This is a genomic window from Rhodococcus sp. WAY2, assembly GCF_009859915.1.
Classification (GTDB): Bacteria; Actinomycetota; Actinomycetes; order Mycobacteriales; family Mycobacteriaceae; genus Rhodococcus_F; species Rhodococcus_F oxybenzonivorans.
This window is the reverse complement of the sequence record NZ_CP046572.1, coordinates 3989891-4007340: the sequence shown is the minus strand read 5'-3', so window position 1 is coordinate 4007340 and position 17450 is coordinate 3989891. Positions and strand designations below refer to the sequence as shown.

The window sequence follows — 17450 nt, the reverse complement described above, 5'->3', positions numbered from 1 at the left end:
ACCCCTCCGCTGTCCACTCTTTCCGCGCGCAGGTCCGTCTCGGCCACACCTGGCGAGGGCAACTTAGCATCGCCGGGTTACGTCCACCGATTCCCACACGCCATACCCGGGGGTAACATTCCGCGGCGTCGACTGTCGCTACAGGACGTCGTTATCCGTTCACTGGTGACCTGACGCCTCCGGTTGGGTCAGCCCTTCCAGGGCCGTGCGGTAGAGGCGCTCCTTGATCGTTCGCAAGGTGGGGCCGGCCTTCGGCGCCAGTGTTGTCGCCCGTTCCATAGCCGCGGGGGCTACGTCGTCTTCCTGGGCGACCCGGTCGACGATGCCGGCGGTCGCCGCGTCGGCGCCGCTGTATCGGCGGCCCGTGGTCATGGCCGCATTCGCGGTGGGGACGGGCAGTTTTGCGCGAATGAGGTCGGTCATGCCGACGGAGAACGGGATCTGGATATCGACCTCGGGGAAACAGAAGTAGCCGCGGTCGGCACGCATCACGCGCTGATCGTGTGCGAGGGCGAACATCGCGCCCGCACCGAAAGCGTGGCCCTGAATCGCCGCGACCGTGGGTACCCCGAGCCCCAGCACCCGGGCGAACAATGCCTCCACGCGTGCACTGAAGCCGGGGATCGCATCCGCGTTGGCCATCAGCCATTCCAGGTCGAGCCCGTTGCTCCAGAACTTGCCGGATGCCGTCGTGACGAGTGCGATCGGCCCGCTCTCGGCCGCGACGACATCGAGCTGCGATTCGACGGCGTCGAGCCAGTCGGGATTCATCCGGTTCTCGTCCGAGCCGAGATGCAGGACGAGAACGTCGCCCACCCGGTTCAGTGCCGGACCAGTTGTCGATGAGAAAGTCATTTCTAGAAACTATATTCTAGAACTGGAGATGTCCAGCGGCCGATCTGAGAGAATGCGCACATGGCCCGGACGACGTTCTCCACTGATGACCTCCTCGACGCCGCCCGCGAGGTGATACTCGAGCGCGGCCCCCGAGCGGCGACCATCACGGCGATCGCTGCCCGGGCCGGTGCACCGACCGGTTCGATCTATCACCGCTTCGCGTCCGTCGACGAGTTGCTGGTACGCGTGTGGCTACGGGCGGTACAGCGCACCCAGCAGGTGCGGCCCGACGGAAGCGACGCCGCCGGTGATCCGGTCGAGATGGCCGTGCGGCTCGCGCTCGCGTTCTACGACCACTGCGTCGAGACGCCGCAGGACACACTCCTACTCGATCGCCTGCGCCGGGAGGACGTGCTGCACCTCGATCTCGACCCGGCGCTGCGAGCGGAGGTCCAGGCCACCGACAGAGACACGGCCGCACTCATGGCGGCACTGACCCGAAACGTGTTCGGGCGTGCAGGCCGAAGAGAGTCGGACCTCGTCGTGCTCGCCGTCATCGACCTTCCGCACAGTTTCGTGCAGCGTTATCTGCAGTCGGGGAAGAAGCCGCCGCGCAGTCGTCGCGAGAAGCTTCCGGACGCTGTACGCGCGGTCCTGACGGACCCGAATGTCCCCGCGCAAGGTCCCGGCGAGTCTCAGCTGCCCGTCCCTAACAGCATCCCCAGCACGTAGGTCGCGGCCGCGGCGCCGTAACCGATTGCCAGTTGGCGTAGAGCCCGCTTGACGGGTGGGCCACCCGAGAGCAGCCCGACCACCACACCAGTTCCGAGCAGCGCCACGCCGACGAGCGCAGCAGCGACGAGGAGCGCTGCGGTGCCCTCCAGCCCGAACAGGTACGGCAGTACCGGAATGATGGCACCTGAGGCGAAGAAGCTGAAACTCGCCGCGGCAGCACCGATGCCGGTGCCGACGGCCTCGTGCTGGTCGACGCTCTCGGTGGCAGGTTCAGGGTGATGCGTGGTCTGCAGCACCTCGTTCGCGCGGTTCTCGGCCTCCTCCACTGACATTCCGCGCGCCCGGTAGACGAGGGCCAGCTCGTTGGCATCGACGTCGAGGAGAGCCACCGCCTCACGGGCGGCACGCCCCGGCGTGGAGGCCTCGAGCAGCTCGCGCTGCGATCGGACCGACACGTACTCGCCTGCTCCCATCGAGAGTGCGCCGGCGAGCAGACCCGCAAGACCGGTCAAAAGAACGATCGAATTGGAGACGCCGCTTCCGCTGATGCCGAGCACGAGCGCCAGATTGCTGACCAGACCGTCGTTGGCACCGAACACGGCGGCACGGAAGGTGCCGGAGAGCCGATTCCGTCCTCGCGCAGCCAGTGCGCGTACCACTTCTTCGTGGATGCGTTCGTCGGCGCCCATGGCATCGGTCGCGTCGACGTCCGTCGGATAGGGCGATCGCGTCTCCGCGCGCTGTGCGAGGGCGAGCACGAACACCGAGCCGAATCTTCTCGCGAGGACACCCAGGATTCGAGTCCGGAGGTCACCGCGCACAGGCTTGCCGACGTGCTCCCCGAGGAGCGTCCGCCAGTGCGCTTCGTGACGACCCTCGGCATCGGCGAGTGCAAGGAGGATCGCGCGTTCCTCACCCGTTCGACGCTTTGCCAGGTCCCGGTAGACCGCCGCCTCCGCGCGCTCGTCGGCGAGATAGCGACGCCATTTCCGGATGTCCTGGGAACTGGGATCCGGTCTGGCACCGGAATCGGACACCATGCTCAGCCTCCGATCGTCGACTGTGAGAAGGATACCGAGGCGGCATGTGACTCACGCCGGAAGTCAGTCCTGGCGTGCGAGTGCCTTCGCGAGTGCATCGTCCCGAGCGGACACCACCGCGGGGTCCCGGCCGGACAACAGGTCGAGCACGGCTTTGGGCCTGGACAGTGGTTCTCGGATGGTGTTCCTGGCCCTCGCGAACACACTGCAGTCGCAGCCCGCGTTGACGCCGTCGGCGTCGATGCCCGCGTCGCGGCACAGCGCGACGGCCCGCGGCACGTGGAATTCCTGGGTGACAATCAGAGCCTTCGTCACACCATACGTACGTATGGCCCGCGCACAGGTGTCGTAGGTATCGAGCCCATAGGGGTCACCGACGATCACATCTCGGTCGATGCCCTTCTCCACCAGGTACTCCGTCATCGCCGCGACCTCGTCGCCGGACCTCCCGCCCGCGTCACCCGACACGAGGACCGCACGCGCGCGGCCGTCCCTCACGAGCTGGACGGCGACGTCGAGCCGGCCGGACAGGTACGCCATCGGCTTGCCGTCACGCACCTGCGCACCGAGGACGATTACCACGGGAGCTGCCGGAGCATCCTCGAGGTCATAGATGTGCCCGGTGGCCTGACGCGACACCCAGACCGTCGATGCGGCCACGACGATTCCGGCGAGGATCCCCGCCACCGCTCCCACCCCGAGCATGCGGCGGACCCACCGTCGTTTCCCCATGCGGGTATCCAACCACAGGCCGACTCGCCGACCCGCGGATGTTTCTACTGCCCCGGCTCGGCCCCTCAGGGAACCGAGACGGCGTGCGTGTGAGACTGGACCGCCTGCCGAAGTTCCGTCCGAGAAAGTGTGCGGGAACCGCACGCGCACCGAGCCGGAATCTGATCGTCCTCGAATCTGGAGGCGTCGAGCATGTCGATGTAGTCGGTGCCGGGTCGATCGCCATGATGTCCGGTGCCCGCCCGATCGCGTGATCCGTGGCCCCCGGGACCACCCCCGGCGACGACCACAGGGCCCTCGTCCGTTCGGTACACGGTGGCAACGCGGTGACTGGCCGGGCAGGTCACCCGGACGATGGCGTGATCACTGCGTTGCGTACCGAGCGACTCCACGGCTGTCCGCGCAATCCTTCGACGATCCGTCGGTAGAAGTTGTTCTGTGTCCATACAGACATTCCACACCCGATCGGCGCGTACTTGAAGGGTATTTCGCAGTTCTACGCACTCGGCCGGGACACGTGGTGGTCGTCCGTGCGACTGATGGCCACGGCCGACACGATCACGCCGATCACCACCCCGACCAGGGTGTCGATCACCCGACTGACCGCGATACCGGGGGTGACTGCCGACCCCAGACCGGTGAGCAGCAATGCCATCGGGGTGATCACGACGGACGCGAAGCCGTAATTCTTTATGACGACGAGTTCGGTCGCCGTCTGCAGTACGACGATCACGACCACCGTCTGCCAGTACCCCAGAGCCGCGGCGATCAATGCTGCCGCGAGGACTGCGCCGGCCAGATTTCCGGTCAAACGCTGGATCCCGCGCTGCACCGTCTGACTGAAAGTCATGCCCTGCATGGCCGCCATCGCACCCATCGATGCCCACAACGGATGCTCCAACCCCACAGTGAGGCAGAAGCATCCGGCGAGGAGCGCTGCCACCGCAATGCGGGCAGCACTGACCGCCGCGTCCCGTGACCGCAGCCGGCGCGTGCCGTCCGGAAGGAAACGTCCGGGCGCCGGCAGTTCGCGATCGGGGCCCTCGATCCCGGGAAGAACACTGCGGCGCTTCACCTTGCGAAGTTCGCCCTCGTATTCGGCGAGGGCGTGCAGGGTGGCGCAGTCTCGATCCGACGTCCACCGCTCGACCACCGTTTCCGCGTCGGCGAGCAGGGCGGCGAGTTGACGGACGTGCGCGTCCTGGCGTCTGCCGGTGTGTGTCAGCACCTCCCACGCACGATCGACGGCCCGGCGGGCAGAGGTCAGAGTTGCACCGTCGCACTTCCGACCCAGTTCCGACACCGCCGCGAGGGCCCTCGCCACCGCGAGCCGCGCAGGTCCGAGCGGAAGGAAGAAATAGGGCGTCATGACGGCGAGCCACCCGACGACCACTCCGCCTGCGACAGCGGCCACAGCCGGTCCCACGTCGGAGAGATTCCTGGCATACCCGACTGCAGCGGTGGCGGCGAAGATCAGGATGACGGGACCGGGGCCGGCGATCCGGAAGGCGGTCAGCAGCCAGGCAGCGGCACCCGCGGCCACCGACATCAGGGCGATCTGCCACCACACCGCCCAGCCGGCCGCACCGAGCAGTGCGCCGGCAGCGACGTAGACAACCAAGGCGATCCCCACGAAACCGGCCTTGCGGGCGAGCTGCGGATACGGCTCGTACCGCCCGAACGCCGCCGTCAGCGCACCGAGCGCACCAAGTCCCGCCAGGTTTCCGTGCCCGAGCAGTCCGCCCAGCACCAGCACCAGTGCCGTAGCCGCACCCACGCGTATCGCCGGCGCGATGGTGGCGTCGACCGGGTGGACCTCGAGCGCTCGACGCCAGGTGGTGGGTGCCACCGAATGCTTCAGCGCAGTGCGGCAGTGCGCGAGTCGACTGCTGTCGGGCACGTATCGAGGGAGAACCTGCATTGCTCGAGAATAGCGTATATTTCACTAGCAAAATAGTTGTGAACTAGTGTGAGGTCGGTCGCTACCATGGCTGTCATGAGCAGCACTTCCCGGCCGGACGAGGACTTCACCGACCGCGTCCGACGCGAGTGGGCCGAAACCTATCCCGAGGTCGATACCTCGCCGATCGAGGTGATCGGACGGATCACCCGCATCGGGTCGCGCGCTTTGCAGCAGTTGGACCATTCGCTCGACGAACACGGCGTCTCCCGCCCCGAATTCGACGTGCTGTGTGTGCTGGCCCGGAGCGGGCGGCCGTTGCGGGCCAGTGAAGTAACAGCTGTGACCATGCTCAGCGGCGCATCCACCACCAAACACGTCGACCGCCTCGGCAGGCTCGGCCTCGTCGAACGCCTGCCATTCGAGCGCGATGGGCGGGTGGTCCTGATTCACCTGACCGACGCCGGGCGCGCGCTCGTCGACGCCGAGTTGCCGCGACGAATCGAGCGCGACAGGCGGCTGCTCGACGGTCTGGACGAGGACGAACGCTCAGTTCTGGCCGGGCTGCTCCGCCGCATCGCCACCAACGTCGAGTCCGGAGTCCACCCCTAGCTGATCAGGGCATTTCGACGGTTTCGGCGCGGGCGATCTCGTCGAGCGCCCGCCGCAGGTAGTCGGTAGGGGGCACTGCGGCCGTGGCTGACAGGTCGGCGATCACCAGAACCGCCGCCTCGAACACGCGTTCCGGTGATCGCGGGTTCTCCTCCACCTCGGTCACCCCGAGTGCGCCCGTGAGCACGCTGACGAAGGCGTCGACCGGGACGGCGGGGAACCAGAGCACGGCCGCGCGAGCGCAGCGGCCGAGCACGTCTTGCACATCTTCGCCGGTCAGGCCGTCGGGGTGGAGTGTCTCGAGCAGTTCCCGGACGACGGCTGCCAGCACTACCCGAACCTGTTCCGGCGGTGCCCCGTCCAGCTTCGCCGCTGCTTCGGTCAGCGCTGCCGCGTCCGACGAGCGAGCAGCGGCGAGTGCGGTGTCGACCGCTTCGGCAATGTCGCGGGCGACCGTCGGCCAGTGTGTAGGCCACATCGGGTGATCCTCTTTCTCCGGGAGAAGTGCGCCATCACCCTCTCACGGCGGCCCGACACCTCCATTCCCCCGCACGCGGTCGATCAGCCGGAGCGCATCGAACGGTGCATACCCTTTCATGTCGTTGTCGAAGTACACGAAGACATCGAGCCCCTGCTCCATCCACCGCTCGATCTTGCGTGCCCACCCGTCCAGCGCCTCGTCGTCGTAACCGCTTGCGTAAAGCTCCTTGTCGCCATGCAACCGGATGTAGACGAAGGTGCTGGTGGTCGCCTCCACCAACGGATATCGGCCCGCAGTGTCGGCCACCACGAAGGCGATGTCGTGGGCACGGAGCAGTTCGGTCGCCTCCGCCGTGTCGAAGCTGTGGTGGCGAACCTCGAGCGCGTGGCGTAGCGGGCGGTCGGCATCGGTCTCGAGCAGAACTCGATCGCCGGACAGCTTCTCGTCGTGGTGAGCCGCGAGCGCCGCCGCCTCCGCGGTAGTACGCGGAAGCTGGTCGAAGAAGGCGGCCAGGCTCGACTCGTCGAAGGCGAGTGTCGGCGGGAGCTGCCACAAGAACGGCCCGAGCTTGGGTCCGAGCGCGAGCACACCCGAGGCAAAGAAGTTAACCATTGCGCTCTCCGCATTCACCAGCCGCTTCATGTGGGTGATGTAGCGGCCACCCTTGACCGCGAACACGAAGTTCTCCGGTGTCTCGCTCCGCCACTTCGCGTAGCTGGTGGGTCGTTGCAACGAATAGAACGACCCGTTGATCTCGATGGACGTCAAACGCCCCGCCGCATAGGACAATTCCTTCCGGTGAGCCAGTCCCTCCGGATAGAAATCACCACGCCAGCCCGGATACGTCCAACCGGAGATACCTATTCGGGCCTGCGCCATATCACGACACTAACGGCGTTGCCCCTTGCGCGCGATCGCTCCCGGGGAGAAGCATGGGACGGACCACAACCGAGGAGGCCCCATGCCGAAATACCTCTGGCAGGTCACGTACTCATCCGAAGGCGCGCAAGGCCTCCTCACCGAGGGTGGCACCGCCCGACGCGAGGCGATCACACGGATGGTCGAAAGCATCGGCGGGACAGTAGAATCCTGCTACTTCGCGCTCGGCGGACAAGATCTGTTCGTCATCGGCGACGTACCCGACGAAGTCGCGGCCGCCGCTCTCGGCATCCGTACCGCCGCATCCGGTGCCGCACGGTCGGAGTCGGTCATGCTGTTGACGCCCGAACAGATCGACGACGCCGTACGGCGTGAGGCCGACTATCGCGCACCGGGAAGCTGACGGTCTGCCGAGTACGAGTCGCCGGAATGAATGACGAACAGGGGAGGTTGCACGCCACATGACAGAGACCACAGCGAATACCCCGCAGCTCGGACAGTTCGGCGTATGGCGACACGCGGGCGGTTTACAGCCCGAGGTGGGCGCTGCAATCGAGAAGGCAGGCTACGGCGCCATCTGGATCGGCGGGTCTCCGCCGGCCGACCTCGAGGTGGCGGAGCGCCTGCTCGACGCCACGTCCACGATCACCGTGGCCACCGGCATCACCAACATCTGGACTGCGCCCGCCGAAGAGGTCGCGGAATCGTTCCACCGCCTCGAAAAGCGTCATGCCGGGCGTTTCCTCCTGGGGATCGGCGTCGGCCATCCCGAACAGCCGGGACTGAACTACAGCAAGCCGTACTCCTCTCTGGTGAGCTACCTGGACGTCCTCGACGAAGCCGGAGTGCCGGCCGATCGCCGGGTTCTGGCCGCACTCGGCCCGAAGGTGCTGGAGCTGTCGGCGGCACGCAGCGCCGGCGCCCACCCGTATCTGACCACTCCTCAACACACCCGCGAGGCCCGCGAACTCCTCGGCACAGGTCCGATACTCGCGCCCGAGCAGAAGGTCGTTCTCGACACCGATACCGCGCGGGCCCGCCCCATCGGACGCGCCGCCGTCGACAACCCCTACCTGCACCTGCGCAACTACGTGAGCAACCTCGAACGGCTCGGGTACACCCAGGAGCAAATCGCCGACGGCGGCAGTGACGACCTGATCGACGCCCTGGTGGCTCACGGGGAGACGGAATACATCGCCGGACGCCTGCGCGAACACCTCGATGCCGGTGCCGACCACGTCGCTATTCAGGTGCTGCCGGCCGGGGACGATCCGGTTCCCTCGCTTCGCGAACTCGCGACCGCGCTGGGGATCTGACTTGTGCTAACGAAATAGTGTGACAGCACGTCCCGCATACCGGCAGAAGTCCGGCTCATCGGTCGGGGTAGGGTCCCCACTGAACGGCAGCCAGGACTGAACGCAAGGTAGGAACTGTGCAAGAGCCAACGGCACGTCCAGTCGGCCCCTACGCCTCGGGACCGCCCGAAGCAGCCTTGACCGTCGACGCCGTCACCCTCGACCGGTTTCGCGGCGCGGAACTGTGGCGAGCGGTGGTCATCGGCGTCGTCGTCGTGGCCTACGTGCTGTTCTCCGTCGCCAGCTGGCCCTTCGGTCGCCGCGGCCGCACCCTCGCGGACGCGGCGTCGGAAGGGTTGGTCGACGGGTTCGAGGTGCTCGGACCTACCTTCGTGAAGGTCGGGCAATTGATGGCGTCGTCGTCCGGGGTGTTCCCCGCCCCGCTGGCCAACGCGTGCCTGCGATGTCTCGACGACGTCCCACCGGTACCCGCTGCCGAAGCACGCAGGGTCATCGAGCAAGACCTGGGGCATCCGGTGGACGCACTGTTCGCCGCGTTCGAGGACATCCCCCTCGCCGCCGCCTCCGTTGCGCAGGTCCACGCCTGCGTTCTGCACGACGGCCGGGAAGCGGTCATCAAGGTTCAGCGCCCCGACATCTTCCGCCGCATGGTGGTGGATCTGCGCACCGCGTACTGGGGAGCGCGAATCCTCGAGCGGCTCTTCGAGTTCTTCCGCATCGCCAACGCCACAGCCATCATCCGCGACCTGCACGCTGCCACGATGACGGAGCTCAACAGCGCAGTCGAGGCCGATCGCCAGGCCCGATTCCGTACCAACATCGGGGCGTTCGGGGACAACAAAGGGGTCACTACCCCTGAGGTGTACTGGGACTACTGCGGTCCCCACGTGATCTGCATGGAACGCATGTACGGACTGCCCCTCGACCGTTTCCCCGACCTCGCACACATGGACACCCGGATGCTGATCCGTCGGGGCGTGAAGGTCTGGCTCGAATCGGTCATCGTCCACGGGCCCTTCCACGGCGACGTGCACGCAGGCAATTTGTGGGTGCTCGACGACGGCCGTATCGCGATGCTCGACTTCGGCATCGTCGGGGAGCTCCCGGAGTCGTGGCGTCAGATTCTCCGCGACATGTTCTATGCGACGCTGATCGACGGCGACTTCTCCCGGATGGCCCGCGGTATCCGGAGCCTGGGATATGTGACGGACAACCCTGCGACCGACGAGGAGGTCGGCCTGCAGGTAGCGGCCGCCCTCGCGCCCCTCCTCGGGCGTGACCTCGGCGAACTGCGCCTCAGCGAACTGATCATGGCGTTGGTCGGGATCGGCAAGAAGTGGGGTGTCGCGAGCCCCGAGGAGTTGGTGCTGTTCGGCAAGCAGCTGGGCTACTTCGAGCGCTACGCGACGGAACTCGCGCCCGGGTGGGTTCTCGGGCAAGACCTGTTCTTGTTCCGCAACGTGTTTCCCGACGCGGTCGCCGCGAAGTCGCGGGAACTCGGGATCGAGCTACCGGACGAGTAAGGGTTACCGCCCGGTGAGCGACTCGAGCACCGATGCACGCTGGAGCGGATCGGCGGGAAGCCGGTCGGGCGTGAGGATCCACTGGTTGCCCGTCCACGGGTCGGACACGGTGAGAACCCCCGACGACGGAACCTGTTGCGCGATTCGCTCGAGCACCGCGACACCGGGGTCCGTCTCCGCCGCACTGTCGTCGCCGACGATGATCAGGGACGTTCCCACTGCAGGACCGTGGTCGGCCAGATGGACGATGCGCGCAGCATCCTCGGCTCCGTAGCCGTGCGGGAAATCGTTGAGGATTACCAGCCGCGGGGACGGCCTTGTATCCGCGATTCCGTTGCGGGCGGCCATTTCTGCAAGGTCGACGCTGTCCGAGAGTGGGGCGAGCCGTGCCGAGATGTCGGCGGCGGTAGTCACCACCGGGGCAGCCAGCAGCGCGGTGAGAGGCTCGGTGAGAGCGCGCAACGAACCGCTGAGGTCCACGACTTCGAGTGTGGGCGTTGCCGCGGCGGATGCCACCAGCATGCGTACCGCCAGTGCGGCGACGACCGGCGCGGCCTCCGCCGAGTCCCCGACGATCCACAGCGGGCGAGCCAGCGGATAGTGCACACAGAACGGCACCCGCAGGTCGCCGAGATCGGGTGCGGACAATTCGCCGAGCCGCAGACCGTCGGTCATCGCCCTGCTCGCGTCCCGAGCCGACCACGAGGTCGATTCGAAGGTGGCCAGCGAGCGCGGCAGCAGCGGGTCGATGACGCGGAGTTCCTCGGCCAGCTGCGTTGTCTCACCCGCGAATTTCGACTGGGCCTCGGCGAGGAGCGCGTCGTGACGCTCCTGGGCTCGGGCCTGCAATCCCGCCGCGGCGGGGCTGTTTCTCGTGGACTGGTCGGCCACCGACGCCGACAGCTCATCGTCCAGCCGGGCCTGGGCATAGTCGCGGGATGCCCGGAAGGAGGCGGCAGAGCGAGCTGCATCCTCGAAGATCATCCACGCCCGCTCGAACGAGTGGGCTGGGTCGAGGGGCACGGCGGCAGGCCCGGCAGGCGCAGGGGCAGGGACTGTCGGCTTCGGCTCGTCCACCTCGACCCCGTGCCGGGTGAGCAGCTCCGCCAGGCCGCCGTCGTAGCCCTGCCCGACGGCCCGCACCTTCCACTCGTCGCCGCGGCGATAGAGCTCGAGGCAGATCGCCGCCGTCTCGCTGCCGACGAGCGGCACCTCGAAAGCGACCAGCGGAGCGCCCTGCTCGTCGGAGAGTGTGGCCGACAAACCGCTACGAGGGAGAGGTGTTCCCTCGTCGGCCGTCGGGTCCACACTCACCACACAGAGCACCGCCGAAGCGGTGCCGTCCACCCCGCCGAGATCCAGCCGAATCACGTTGCCGTCGTCGAGAGTCACGCCGGCCGCGCATCGAGCGTTGTAGAACACGAAGTGATCGGACGAGAGCGCGCGCAGGTTCCCGTCGACCACGAGCACCGACACGTCGATCGGACTCGCATTCACCGCCTGGAAACGCACCGAATGCGAAGGCAGCACCGTGTTCTGGCCGGCCGCGAGGTGAATCGTCACCGCCCTGCCCTAGATGCCGAGGAAGCGGGTGAGTTGCGGAGCCGCTTCACCGGCGTGCTTGGCCTGAATGCCCTCACCGATCGCCTGGAGTTTCCATTCGCCGCCGACGCGGTACACCTTGGCCATCACCATCCCGGTGAACGGCATGCCGCCCTGCAGGGTGAACCGGGCGAGCTCCGCCTGCGAGGTGCTGTCGACCAACCGGCAGAAAGCGTTCTTCACCTGTTCGAAGGTGTGCCCCCGGTAGGAGGTCACGATGAAGACGATGCTGGACACGTGCGGCGGGATGCGGGTGAGATCCACCATGATCACCTCGTCGTCGCCGGCGCCCTCCCCGGTGAGGTTGTCACCCTGGTGCCGGATCGAACCGTCCTTGGAGGCCAACTGTCCGTAGTAGGCAACGTCGACGAGGTTGTTGTCGGCGAACAGCACTGCCGACGCGTCGAGATCGACGTCTGCGGAACGGCTGCCGAACATTCCACGCTTCTCGACCGGGTCCCAGCCGAGGCCCATCTGGATGTACGTGAGCGCGACGCCCCCCTCCTTGCGGAGAGTGACCTTCTGCCCCTTGGTGAGGCTGACCGGCCGCGACTTGGTGAGACTGACCTCGGCCGGGGCGGCCGGCGCAGCCGGGGGCGGAGTGGGAGCTGCCTGCGCCGGAGGCGGAGTGGGAGCTGCCTGCGCCGGAGGCGGTGTCGGTGCGGCCGGAGGCGGTGTGGGTGCAGGTGCGGGCGCGTCGTCGACGGACACGCCGTGGTCGGTGACGAGTGCCGCGAATCCGCCGGCGTATCCCTGGCCCACGGCCCGCACCTTCCAGGCACCCTGACGCCGATACAGTTCGAGGGCGATCACGATCGACTCGGAGTTCAGGCCCTCGATCTTGTACTCGTACAACGGGTTACCTGACCCATCAGCCACCCGAGCGGTCGGCGGTGCGAATCGGCCGAAGTTACTGTTCGTGTCGTCGAGGGTGATCACCGCACGCACCTGCTCGATGTCGGCGGGCACCGACCCGAGCGCCACCTTCAGCGAGGCCGCCTGACCGGCAGGTCCCGGAACCAGCTGGACGCCCGGACCGCTCGGCTGGTTGAAGAAGACGAAGTCGGCGTCGGAGCGCACCTTCCCCGATTCGGTCACGAGAAGTGCGGACAGATCTGCGGCGGCCGTCAGTTCGAGAGAGACGACGACCTCGTTGACGCTCAGTGGGCCGTTCTGACCCTTGGAAAGCGGAGTGGACACTGCGTGATTCCTTCACTGTGGGGAGCGTCGGGTTCGTCCCGTTCGACCGGTTTGCCTACCAACCTACAAAAGAGAGGCGACAGACGTCGTCGCCGCACCGTGGGCGACGCGCGCCGACATCCAGCGGAGAATCTCCTCACCAGCGGCGATACCGCTGCTCTCGGTGATCGACAGCGTCGGATGCTGCCAGTTCGCCAATTCGAGTTCTCCGTGGCGTGGGCGGATCGCGGCGTCGGCGGCGCTGAGCATGTTGGCGTCGAGCGCACCGTCACCGGCTGCGAGAACGGGTGCATCCGGCGGAAGCACCCCGTCGTCGATCAGCCGCGAACGAACCTCTGCGACCGCGAGGCTCTTACAGACCGCGTTCGGCATCGTGTAGATCTTGCGACCCTGCTGCGACGCCCCCCATCCCCGCGCCACACACCATTCGTCCCACTCCTCGACGAATCCCGACGGCATCGCTTCGGGATCCACCACCAGGTAGGAAAACAACTCGTCGGCGACGCGGAAAGTGCGGACCCAGCTGTCGTCGATCCGGCGACCCAGTTCGGCCCCGACCTCCTCGAGTGAGGCGCCGCCGGCTGCGAGCGCGGTCTCGACACCGGTGCGCCACTGCTCGTCGGGTACCCCGTCGACCAGGATGTTCCCGCCGTTCGTGGTGATGGCATACCGCCACGGCGCGCCGGGCAACTCGATCCGCTGGAACTGCACGATGGTTCTCGTCGTCGTGGGGACCACCACCGCCGAAGCGGTGAGCTTCCTCAGCATGGCCTCGGCGGCGGAGGTGACGTACGACAACGGTTTTCCGTCGTACACTTCGACGCACAACACGTCCTCGGCGTCCGGCGTGGACGTCACGTCGGACTCGGCCGTACCGAGCTCCATCGCGGTACGCGAATAAATCATGGTCCGGTCGAGGTCGGTGGCGATCAGCGCCGTCCTGCCCGAACTTTTCGTGTCCTGCCTGCTCATGTCACATCCTTGATGAGGCCCATGCACGAATACGCCAGATCCGGCACTTCCTCCACCGGAACCGAGCGCGCCGCGGCGAGCAGTCGAATGTGCGCGTGCTCAGGCGCGTCGAGGTCGCGAACGAGTACACGCCACGGCACCCGTCGCAGCAGCACCCGGGTGGTCTCGCCGACTCCCGGTTTGACGAAGTTGACGGTGGAAATTCCGTACTGCTCGCGGATTGCCTCGACGGACTTCCAGCCGTCCCAGGTCGGTGTCCTGTCCCCGCGGAGCAGCTTCTCCACGTCACCGGGAACGTGTTCGCGCACATCGGCGAAAGCGGCGGAGACAGCGTCGAGGAGATGATTGGACACGTCCTCACCCGCGAGGTGGGCGTAGAACTTGGCGCCGTGGAAGTCGCCCGGCCCGATCAGGGTGTCGTTGAGGACCGTGCGCGACACCAGTCCGGAGACCGTCGAGTTGAGGCAGGCGGAGGCGATGAGGAAATCGTCGCGGGTGCCGAACGTGCGTACGCAATGCCCGGGGTCGGCGAGGACGGCGAGGTCGTCGTCGAAAACGGCGCCCCCGGCGTCGCGGTACTCGGTGAGCGCCTGCGACAGCTCGCGCGCGATGGCGCCCTTACCCGTCCAGCCGTCCACGAACACCACGTTGCGGGAATCATGATGCGCCGCAATATAGTCGAGGGCGGTCGCATCGATACCGCGGTCCCGGACGATCGAGACGGCGTAGTGGGGCAGCGTCACTCCGGCAACCTCGCGCGCCCACCGCCGCATCAACACGCCCACCGGGGTCCCGGCGCGCGCCAGCGATACGAGGGTGATGTCCCGGCCTCGTTCGGCCAGGACCAGTTCGGTCACGGTCCCCACCGCCCTTGCAAGCCGGATGGCACTGTCCTGCAGGACCTTCTCGAACAGCTCGCGGTATTCGGCATCCGGCTGATACTCGATCGGCAGGGTTTCGGCGTAGTGGGCGTCACCCGCCTGGATGCGCCGTTCCCGCTCGGCCACGTCCGCCTCGAGGTTCACGTGGGAGAGGTCTTTGAGGAGCCACGCCACCTCTTCGGCGGCGTACGACCCGAATGCGGGTCCGGTCAACGGGCCGGGTCCGGTCGGGCCCGTCACGACGACACACCTTCTCGTGCGGCCCGTAGCCGGGCGGGGTCGGCTCCCGACACCACGGCGAGCACCACGTCGGTGCCCGATGCGGTGAGCACGTCGAGCAGGCCGCCTTCGGAAGTGAGCCGGTCGGTATCGGCCGGCGCGTCGACCATCACGACCACCACGGCATCTTCGTCCGGCCACTGGGCGTTGTACAGGAATCTGGGCTGTTCCTCACCGGATTCGGGTGCGGTGAAGCGGAATCCACGGCGCAGTGGATATCCGGCCTCGTTCAGCACGTACGCCGGCGACCGCGTCGTCGTCTGGTATCGCACGCGATGGCCGGATGCCGAGAGCGCTTCCGCAACCCTCAGCGGCAGATACATCAACTCCTCGTGCCCGACGACGATCACGGGGCGCCGAGAATCGAGACGATCACCGAGTGCGGCAGCCACGGATCCGACAGCGTGATCGAAGGCGGCAACGTCTTCGCGCAGGAATCCGTGACGCCCTCCGTCGGGAACCGTTGTGGGCCAGTCCAGGTCGATGCGCTCGACCGTTCCCGCCCGTTCGGCGACTCCGTTGAGCACCGGGTCGGGAAGAGCGGTGACGGACTCCACCAGCCCGTCCGGGAGCTCGGTGCGGCCCTGCGCCAAGCTGACACTGTCGATCCGGACATCCAACTCCGCCGCGGCGACGTCCATGGCGTCGCGATGCTCCGAGGTACGCATGTCGACGAGCGACGCCACCACGTACCGGCTGCGCGGGTTGTGCCGGTGCAGTGCACGTATCGCGTCGACGGCGGTGGCCCCCGTGGAAATCTCGTCGTCGACGAGGACGAGTGGCAGGTCGTTGGCGAACAATTCGGCGCTGGTCGGTTGCAGCTGGTGGCTGGTGGCGTGGGAGTGCCCTTCCTCGAACCCGGCGAACGTCACCACCTGCGGGACGTCACGACGAGTCGAGTGCAGGTAGCACCGGGCGTGCAGCCGGGCGGCGACACAGTGCCCGAGGCCGGTCGCGGTCTCGGCGAACCCGAGCACCACCGGGTCGGCGTCCGAACCGAGCACCTCGGCAACCAGGTCACCGAGGGTGTTGCCCGCGGAGATCACGACCCCGGGTTCGGTGGGCAGGTGCTTGCCGAGGACCGTCGAGACGAGCAGGTGCGCACGGCGCGGGTTGCGGCGCAGCCCCGGCTCGATCAGCTCGGGAACGGTGAGCCCGACCGCCGAATCGACGTGGGTGAGCGTCAGCCCGAGATGCTCGGTGGCCCAGGGTAGCTCGCGTAGCGAGGTCGATGACGTCATCGGACGGCCAGAGCAGTCAACAGATCCACGAATGTGATCCCCTCGTTTGTCACGCCGAACACTTTGGCTCGGACGAGCGTCTTCTCGGCCCAATTGCGATGAGGGCGCATCTCGTTCATCTTGTTGCGGTATCCCGAGGCGCGCACCCCGCCGACGCCGTCGGCGCCGAGAATGTCGAGAGCGTCGTGGTACTCCTCGTGTGTGACCGCGGACAGGGCATGTACGGCGGCCACGTGGGTGGGATGGATGACCGTTTTGCCCTGGATACCGTTGGCCCGGTCGAGGGCGATTTCGCGGAGCAGACCGTCGAGATCACGGCTCACCAATTGCTGACGGAACCGCACCTCGTCGTGTTCCTCGAACGGAGTGGCGCGCAGCGTGGGCCGGAACATCCGCTCGTGATCGGCGAAGTACTCCCACACCGGTCCGGTGATGACGTGCCCGGTGTGATCGCTGCGCCCGAGGTAGTTGACGATGGCGGCGATCGCGTCGGCCACCACCCGGACGTCGTAGATCGTCAGGTCGCGGTCACGTCTGATCCCGAAGGTGCCGCACATGTCGGTGGCCCCGACCCGCACCGCGAGGATCTGATCGCGGCGCTCGGCCAGCAACTCGCCGATACGCGCGAGTTCGTGGTCACGGGTCTCACGGTGTACCAGTTCCGGCGATTCGAGCACGGGCATCGCGTACAGGTGCTTGCCGAGACGATCGGACGCGGCGGCCAGCTCGTCGAGGAATTCGCGGCCGGTGACGCTCCCGAACTTCGGTATCACGAAGCCGGTGAGGACCTCCGCGCCCGTGGTCAGCAGCTCGGCGATGCGCCGAAGATCCGCGGCCGCCCGCACCCGCACGAACAGCTGCAGCCGGGCACCACCCGAAGCGGCCAGCCTGTCGAGCGCGTCGACGGCATTGAGCAGCGCGAACTCCACTTGATCGTCGGCAACGGCGTCCTCGAGGTCGAGCACCATCGAGCACACGCCCTCCGCGGACCGGCGAAGCACGATGTCCGCCAGGTCGGACCGCGTGGCCGGCACGTACAACGTTGCACCGAGGGCGACGGCCAGCACCACCCTGTCCTCGTCCGGTTCCAGCGACTGCGGAGCGTGCAGGAACAACCGTTCGTGGGTCTGTGAGTCGAGGTGGTGAAAGTGCCGTACCCGCGGCATCGTGGTACCCGGTGTCACGGCGCCTGCCGCGGTCTGTTCGCTAATACTCATCGT

The 17450-nt window shown here is 67.1% G+C and carries 17 protein-coding genes; 5 read left to right on the top strand and 12 right to left on the bottom strand.

Going from position 1 to position 17450, the window contains the following annotated elements; all coding sequences use genetic code 11:
• Positions 1-159: 159 nt before the first annotated feature.
• Positions 160-855 carry an enoyl-CoA hydratase-related protein gene (locus GFS60_RS18425; protein ID WP_159923407.1) on the bottom strand — a complete coding sequence of 232 codons (696 nt, stop codon included), beginning with the start codon at positions 853-855 and terminating at the stop codon, positions 160-162.
• Positions 856-915: 60 nt separating this feature from the next.
• Here GFS60_RS18425 and GFS60_RS18420 point away from each other — a divergent pair, with 60 nt between their 5' ends.
• Positions 916-1569, top strand: coding sequence for a TetR/AcrR family transcriptional regulator (locus GFS60_RS18420; protein ID WP_159923405.1), 654 nt, complete (start codon positions 916-918; stop codon positions 1567-1569).
• Here the strand turns inward: GFS60_RS18420 and GFS60_RS18415 are convergent.
• The 3 genes from GFS60_RS18415 to GFS60_RS18405 all read right to left on the bottom strand — a co-directional run bounded on the left by GFS60_RS18415 (position 1533) and on the right by GFS60_RS18405 (position 5265).
• Complete coding sequence (locus GFS60_RS18415; protein WP_159923403.1) at positions 1533-2612, bottom strand: VIT1/CCC1 transporter family protein; 1080 nt, start codon at positions 2610-2612, stop codon at positions 1533-1535. The genes GFS60_RS18420 and GFS60_RS18415 overlap by 37 nt on opposite strands.
• Positions 2613-2675: 63 nt before the next feature.
• Positions 2676-3344 carry a SanA/YdcF family protein gene (locus tag GFS60_RS18410; protein WP_159923401.1) on the bottom strand — a complete coding sequence of 223 codons (669 nt, stop codon included), beginning with the start codon at positions 3342-3344 and terminating at the stop codon, positions 2676-2678.
• A 496-nt stretch (positions 3345-3840) separates the two neighbouring features.
• Entirely contained in the window at positions 3841-5265 is a 1425-nt protein-coding gene (locus tag GFS60_RS18405) for an FUSC family protein (protein WP_159923399.1), read from the bottom strand.
• A gap of 75 nt (positions 5266-5340) precedes the next feature.
• On the opposite strand from GFS60_RS18405, the gene GFS60_RS18400 reads away from it, so the two are divergent.
• The gene (locus tag GFS60_RS18400; RefSeq protein WP_374432977.1) at positions 5341-5856 is read left to right on the top strand and encodes a MarR family winged helix-turn-helix transcriptional regulator; all 516 of its coding nucleotides are present in this window, start codon (positions 5341-5343) and stop codon (positions 5854-5856) included.
• Between the two features lie 4 nt (positions 5857-5860).
• On the opposite strand, the gene GFS60_RS18395 is transcribed toward GFS60_RS18400, so the two are convergent.
• Both GFS60_RS18395 and GFS60_RS18390 read right to left on the bottom strand, forming a co-directional pair.
• Entirely contained in the window at positions 5861-6334 is a 474-nt protein-coding gene (locus GFS60_RS18395; RefSeq protein WP_159923395.1) for a hypothetical protein, read from the bottom strand.
• 42 nt (positions 6335-6376) lie between these two features.
• The gene (locus GFS60_RS18390) at positions 6377-7216 is read right to left on the bottom strand and encodes a DUF72 domain-containing protein (protein WP_159923393.1); all 840 of its coding nucleotides are present in this window, start codon (positions 7214-7216) and stop codon (positions 6377-6379) included.
• Between the two features lie 82 nt (positions 7217-7298).
• Here GFS60_RS18390 and GFS60_RS18385 point away from each other — a divergent pair, with 82 nt between their 5' ends.
• The 3 genes from GFS60_RS18385 to GFS60_RS18375 all read left to right on the top strand — a co-directional run bounded on the left by GFS60_RS18385 (position 7299) and on the right by GFS60_RS18375 (position 10055).
• Complete coding sequence (locus GFS60_RS18385) at positions 7299-7619, top strand: GYD domain-containing protein (RefSeq protein ID WP_159923391.1); 321 nt, start codon at positions 7299-7301, stop codon at positions 7617-7619.
• Positions 7620-7677: 58 nt separating this feature from the next.
• Positions 7678-8532, top strand: a complete 855-nt coding sequence (locus tag GFS60_RS18380) for an LLM class F420-dependent oxidoreductase (protein WP_159923389.1) — start codon at positions 7678-7680, stop codon at positions 8530-8532.
• 116 nt (positions 8533-8648) lie between these two features.
• Positions 8649-10055 (top strand): ABC1 kinase family protein, encoded by a 1407-nt coding sequence (locus GFS60_RS18375; RefSeq protein WP_159923387.1) that lies wholly within the window; start codon positions 8649-8651, stop codon positions 10053-10055.
• A gap of 3 nt (positions 10056-10058) precedes the next feature.
• Here the strand turns inward: GFS60_RS18375 and GFS60_RS18370 are convergent, their stop codons facing one another.
• The 6 genes from GFS60_RS18370 to GFS60_RS18345 form a co-directional block, all read right to left on the bottom strand.
• Positions 10059-11618, bottom strand: a complete 1560-nt coding sequence (locus tag GFS60_RS18370; RefSeq protein ID WP_159923385.1) for a TerD family protein — start codon at positions 11616-11618, stop codon at positions 10059-10061.
• 9 nt (positions 11619-11627) lie between these two features.
• A complete protein-coding gene (locus tag GFS60_RS18365) occupies positions 11628-12857 on the bottom strand; it encodes a TerD family protein (protein ID WP_159923383.1) in 1230 nt (409 codons plus the stop codon).
• A 63-nt stretch (positions 12858-12920) separates the two neighbouring features.
• Positions 12921-13829 (bottom strand): HAD family hydrolase, encoded by a 909-nt coding sequence (locus GFS60_RS18360; RefSeq protein ID WP_159923381.1) that lies wholly within the window; start codon positions 13827-13829, stop codon positions 12921-12923.
• Positions 13826-14950: a cysteine protease StiP family protein gene (locus tag GFS60_RS18355; RefSeq protein ID WP_159923379.1), complete on the bottom strand. Its 1125-nt coding sequence runs from the start codon at positions 14948-14950 to the stop codon at positions 13826-13828. The genes GFS60_RS18360 and GFS60_RS18355 overlap by 4 nt, the downstream gene beginning before the upstream one ends.
• The gene (locus tag GFS60_RS18350; RefSeq protein WP_159923377.1) at positions 14947-16230 is read right to left on the bottom strand and encodes a phosphoribosyltransferase family protein; all 1284 of its coding nucleotides are present in this window, start codon (positions 16228-16230) and stop codon (positions 14947-14949) included. Before GFS60_RS18350 ends, GFS60_RS18355 begins: the two co-directional genes overlap by 4 nt.
• A complete protein-coding gene (locus GFS60_RS18345) occupies positions 16227-17447 on the bottom strand; it encodes an HpcH/HpaI aldolase/citrate lyase family protein (RefSeq protein WP_201453399.1) in 1221 nt (406 codons plus the stop codon). The genes GFS60_RS18350 and GFS60_RS18345 overlap by 4 nt, the downstream gene beginning before the upstream one ends.
• Positions 17448-17450: the final 3 nt, after the last annotated feature.

Bases quoted from the DNA above. Each gene is read 5' to 3' on its own strand.
- GFS60_RS18380 (WP_159923389.1), top strand. From the start codon at position 7,678: ATGACAGAGACCACAGCGAATACCCCGCAGCTCGGACAGTTCGGCGTA.
- GFS60_RS18405 (WP_159923399.1), bottom strand. From the start codon at position 5,265: ATGCAGGTTCTCCCTCGATACGTGCCCGACAGCAGTCGACTCGCGCAC.
- GFS60_RS18410 (WP_159923401.1), bottom strand. From the start codon at position 3,344: ATGGGGAAACGACGGTGGGTCCGCCGCATGCTCGGGGTGGGAGCGGTG.
- GFS60_RS18400 (WP_374432977.1), top strand. From the start codon at position 5,341: ATGAGCAGCACTTCCCGGCCGGACGAGGACTTCACCGACCGCGTCCGA.
- GFS60_RS18345 (WP_201453399.1), bottom strand. From the start codon at position 17,447: ATGAGTATTAGCGAACAGACCGCGGCAGGCGCCGTGACACCGGGTACC.
- GFS60_RS18425 (WP_159923407.1), bottom strand. From the start codon at position 855: ATGACTTTCTCATCGACAACTGGTCCGGCACTGAACCGGGTGGGCGAC.
- GFS60_RS18420 (WP_159923405.1), top strand. From the start codon at position 916: ATGGCCCGGACGACGTTCTCCACTGATGACCTCCTCGACGCCGCCCGC.
- GFS60_RS18395 (WP_159923395.1), bottom strand. From the start codon at position 6,334: ATGTGGCCTACACACTGGCCGACGGTCGCCCGCGACATTGCCGAAGCG.
- GFS60_RS18360 (WP_159923381.1), bottom strand. From the start codon at position 13,829: ATGAGCAGGCAGGACACGAAAAGTTCGGGCAGGACGGCGCTGATCGCC.
- GFS60_RS18390 (WP_159923393.1), bottom strand. From the start codon at position 7,216: ATGGCGCAGGCCCGAATAGGTATCTCCGGTTGGACGTATCCGGGCTGG.
- GFS60_RS18350 (WP_159923377.1), bottom strand. From the start codon at position 16,230: ATGACGTCATCGACCTCGCTACGCGAGCTACCCTGGGCCACCGAGCAT.
- GFS60_RS18415 (WP_159923403.1), bottom strand. From the start codon at position 2,612: ATGGTGTCCGATTCCGGTGCCAGACCGGATCCCAGTTCCCAGGACATC.
- GFS60_RS18385 (WP_159923391.1), top strand. From the start codon at position 7,299: ATGCCGAAATACCTCTGGCAGGTCACGTACTCATCCGAAGGCGCGCAA.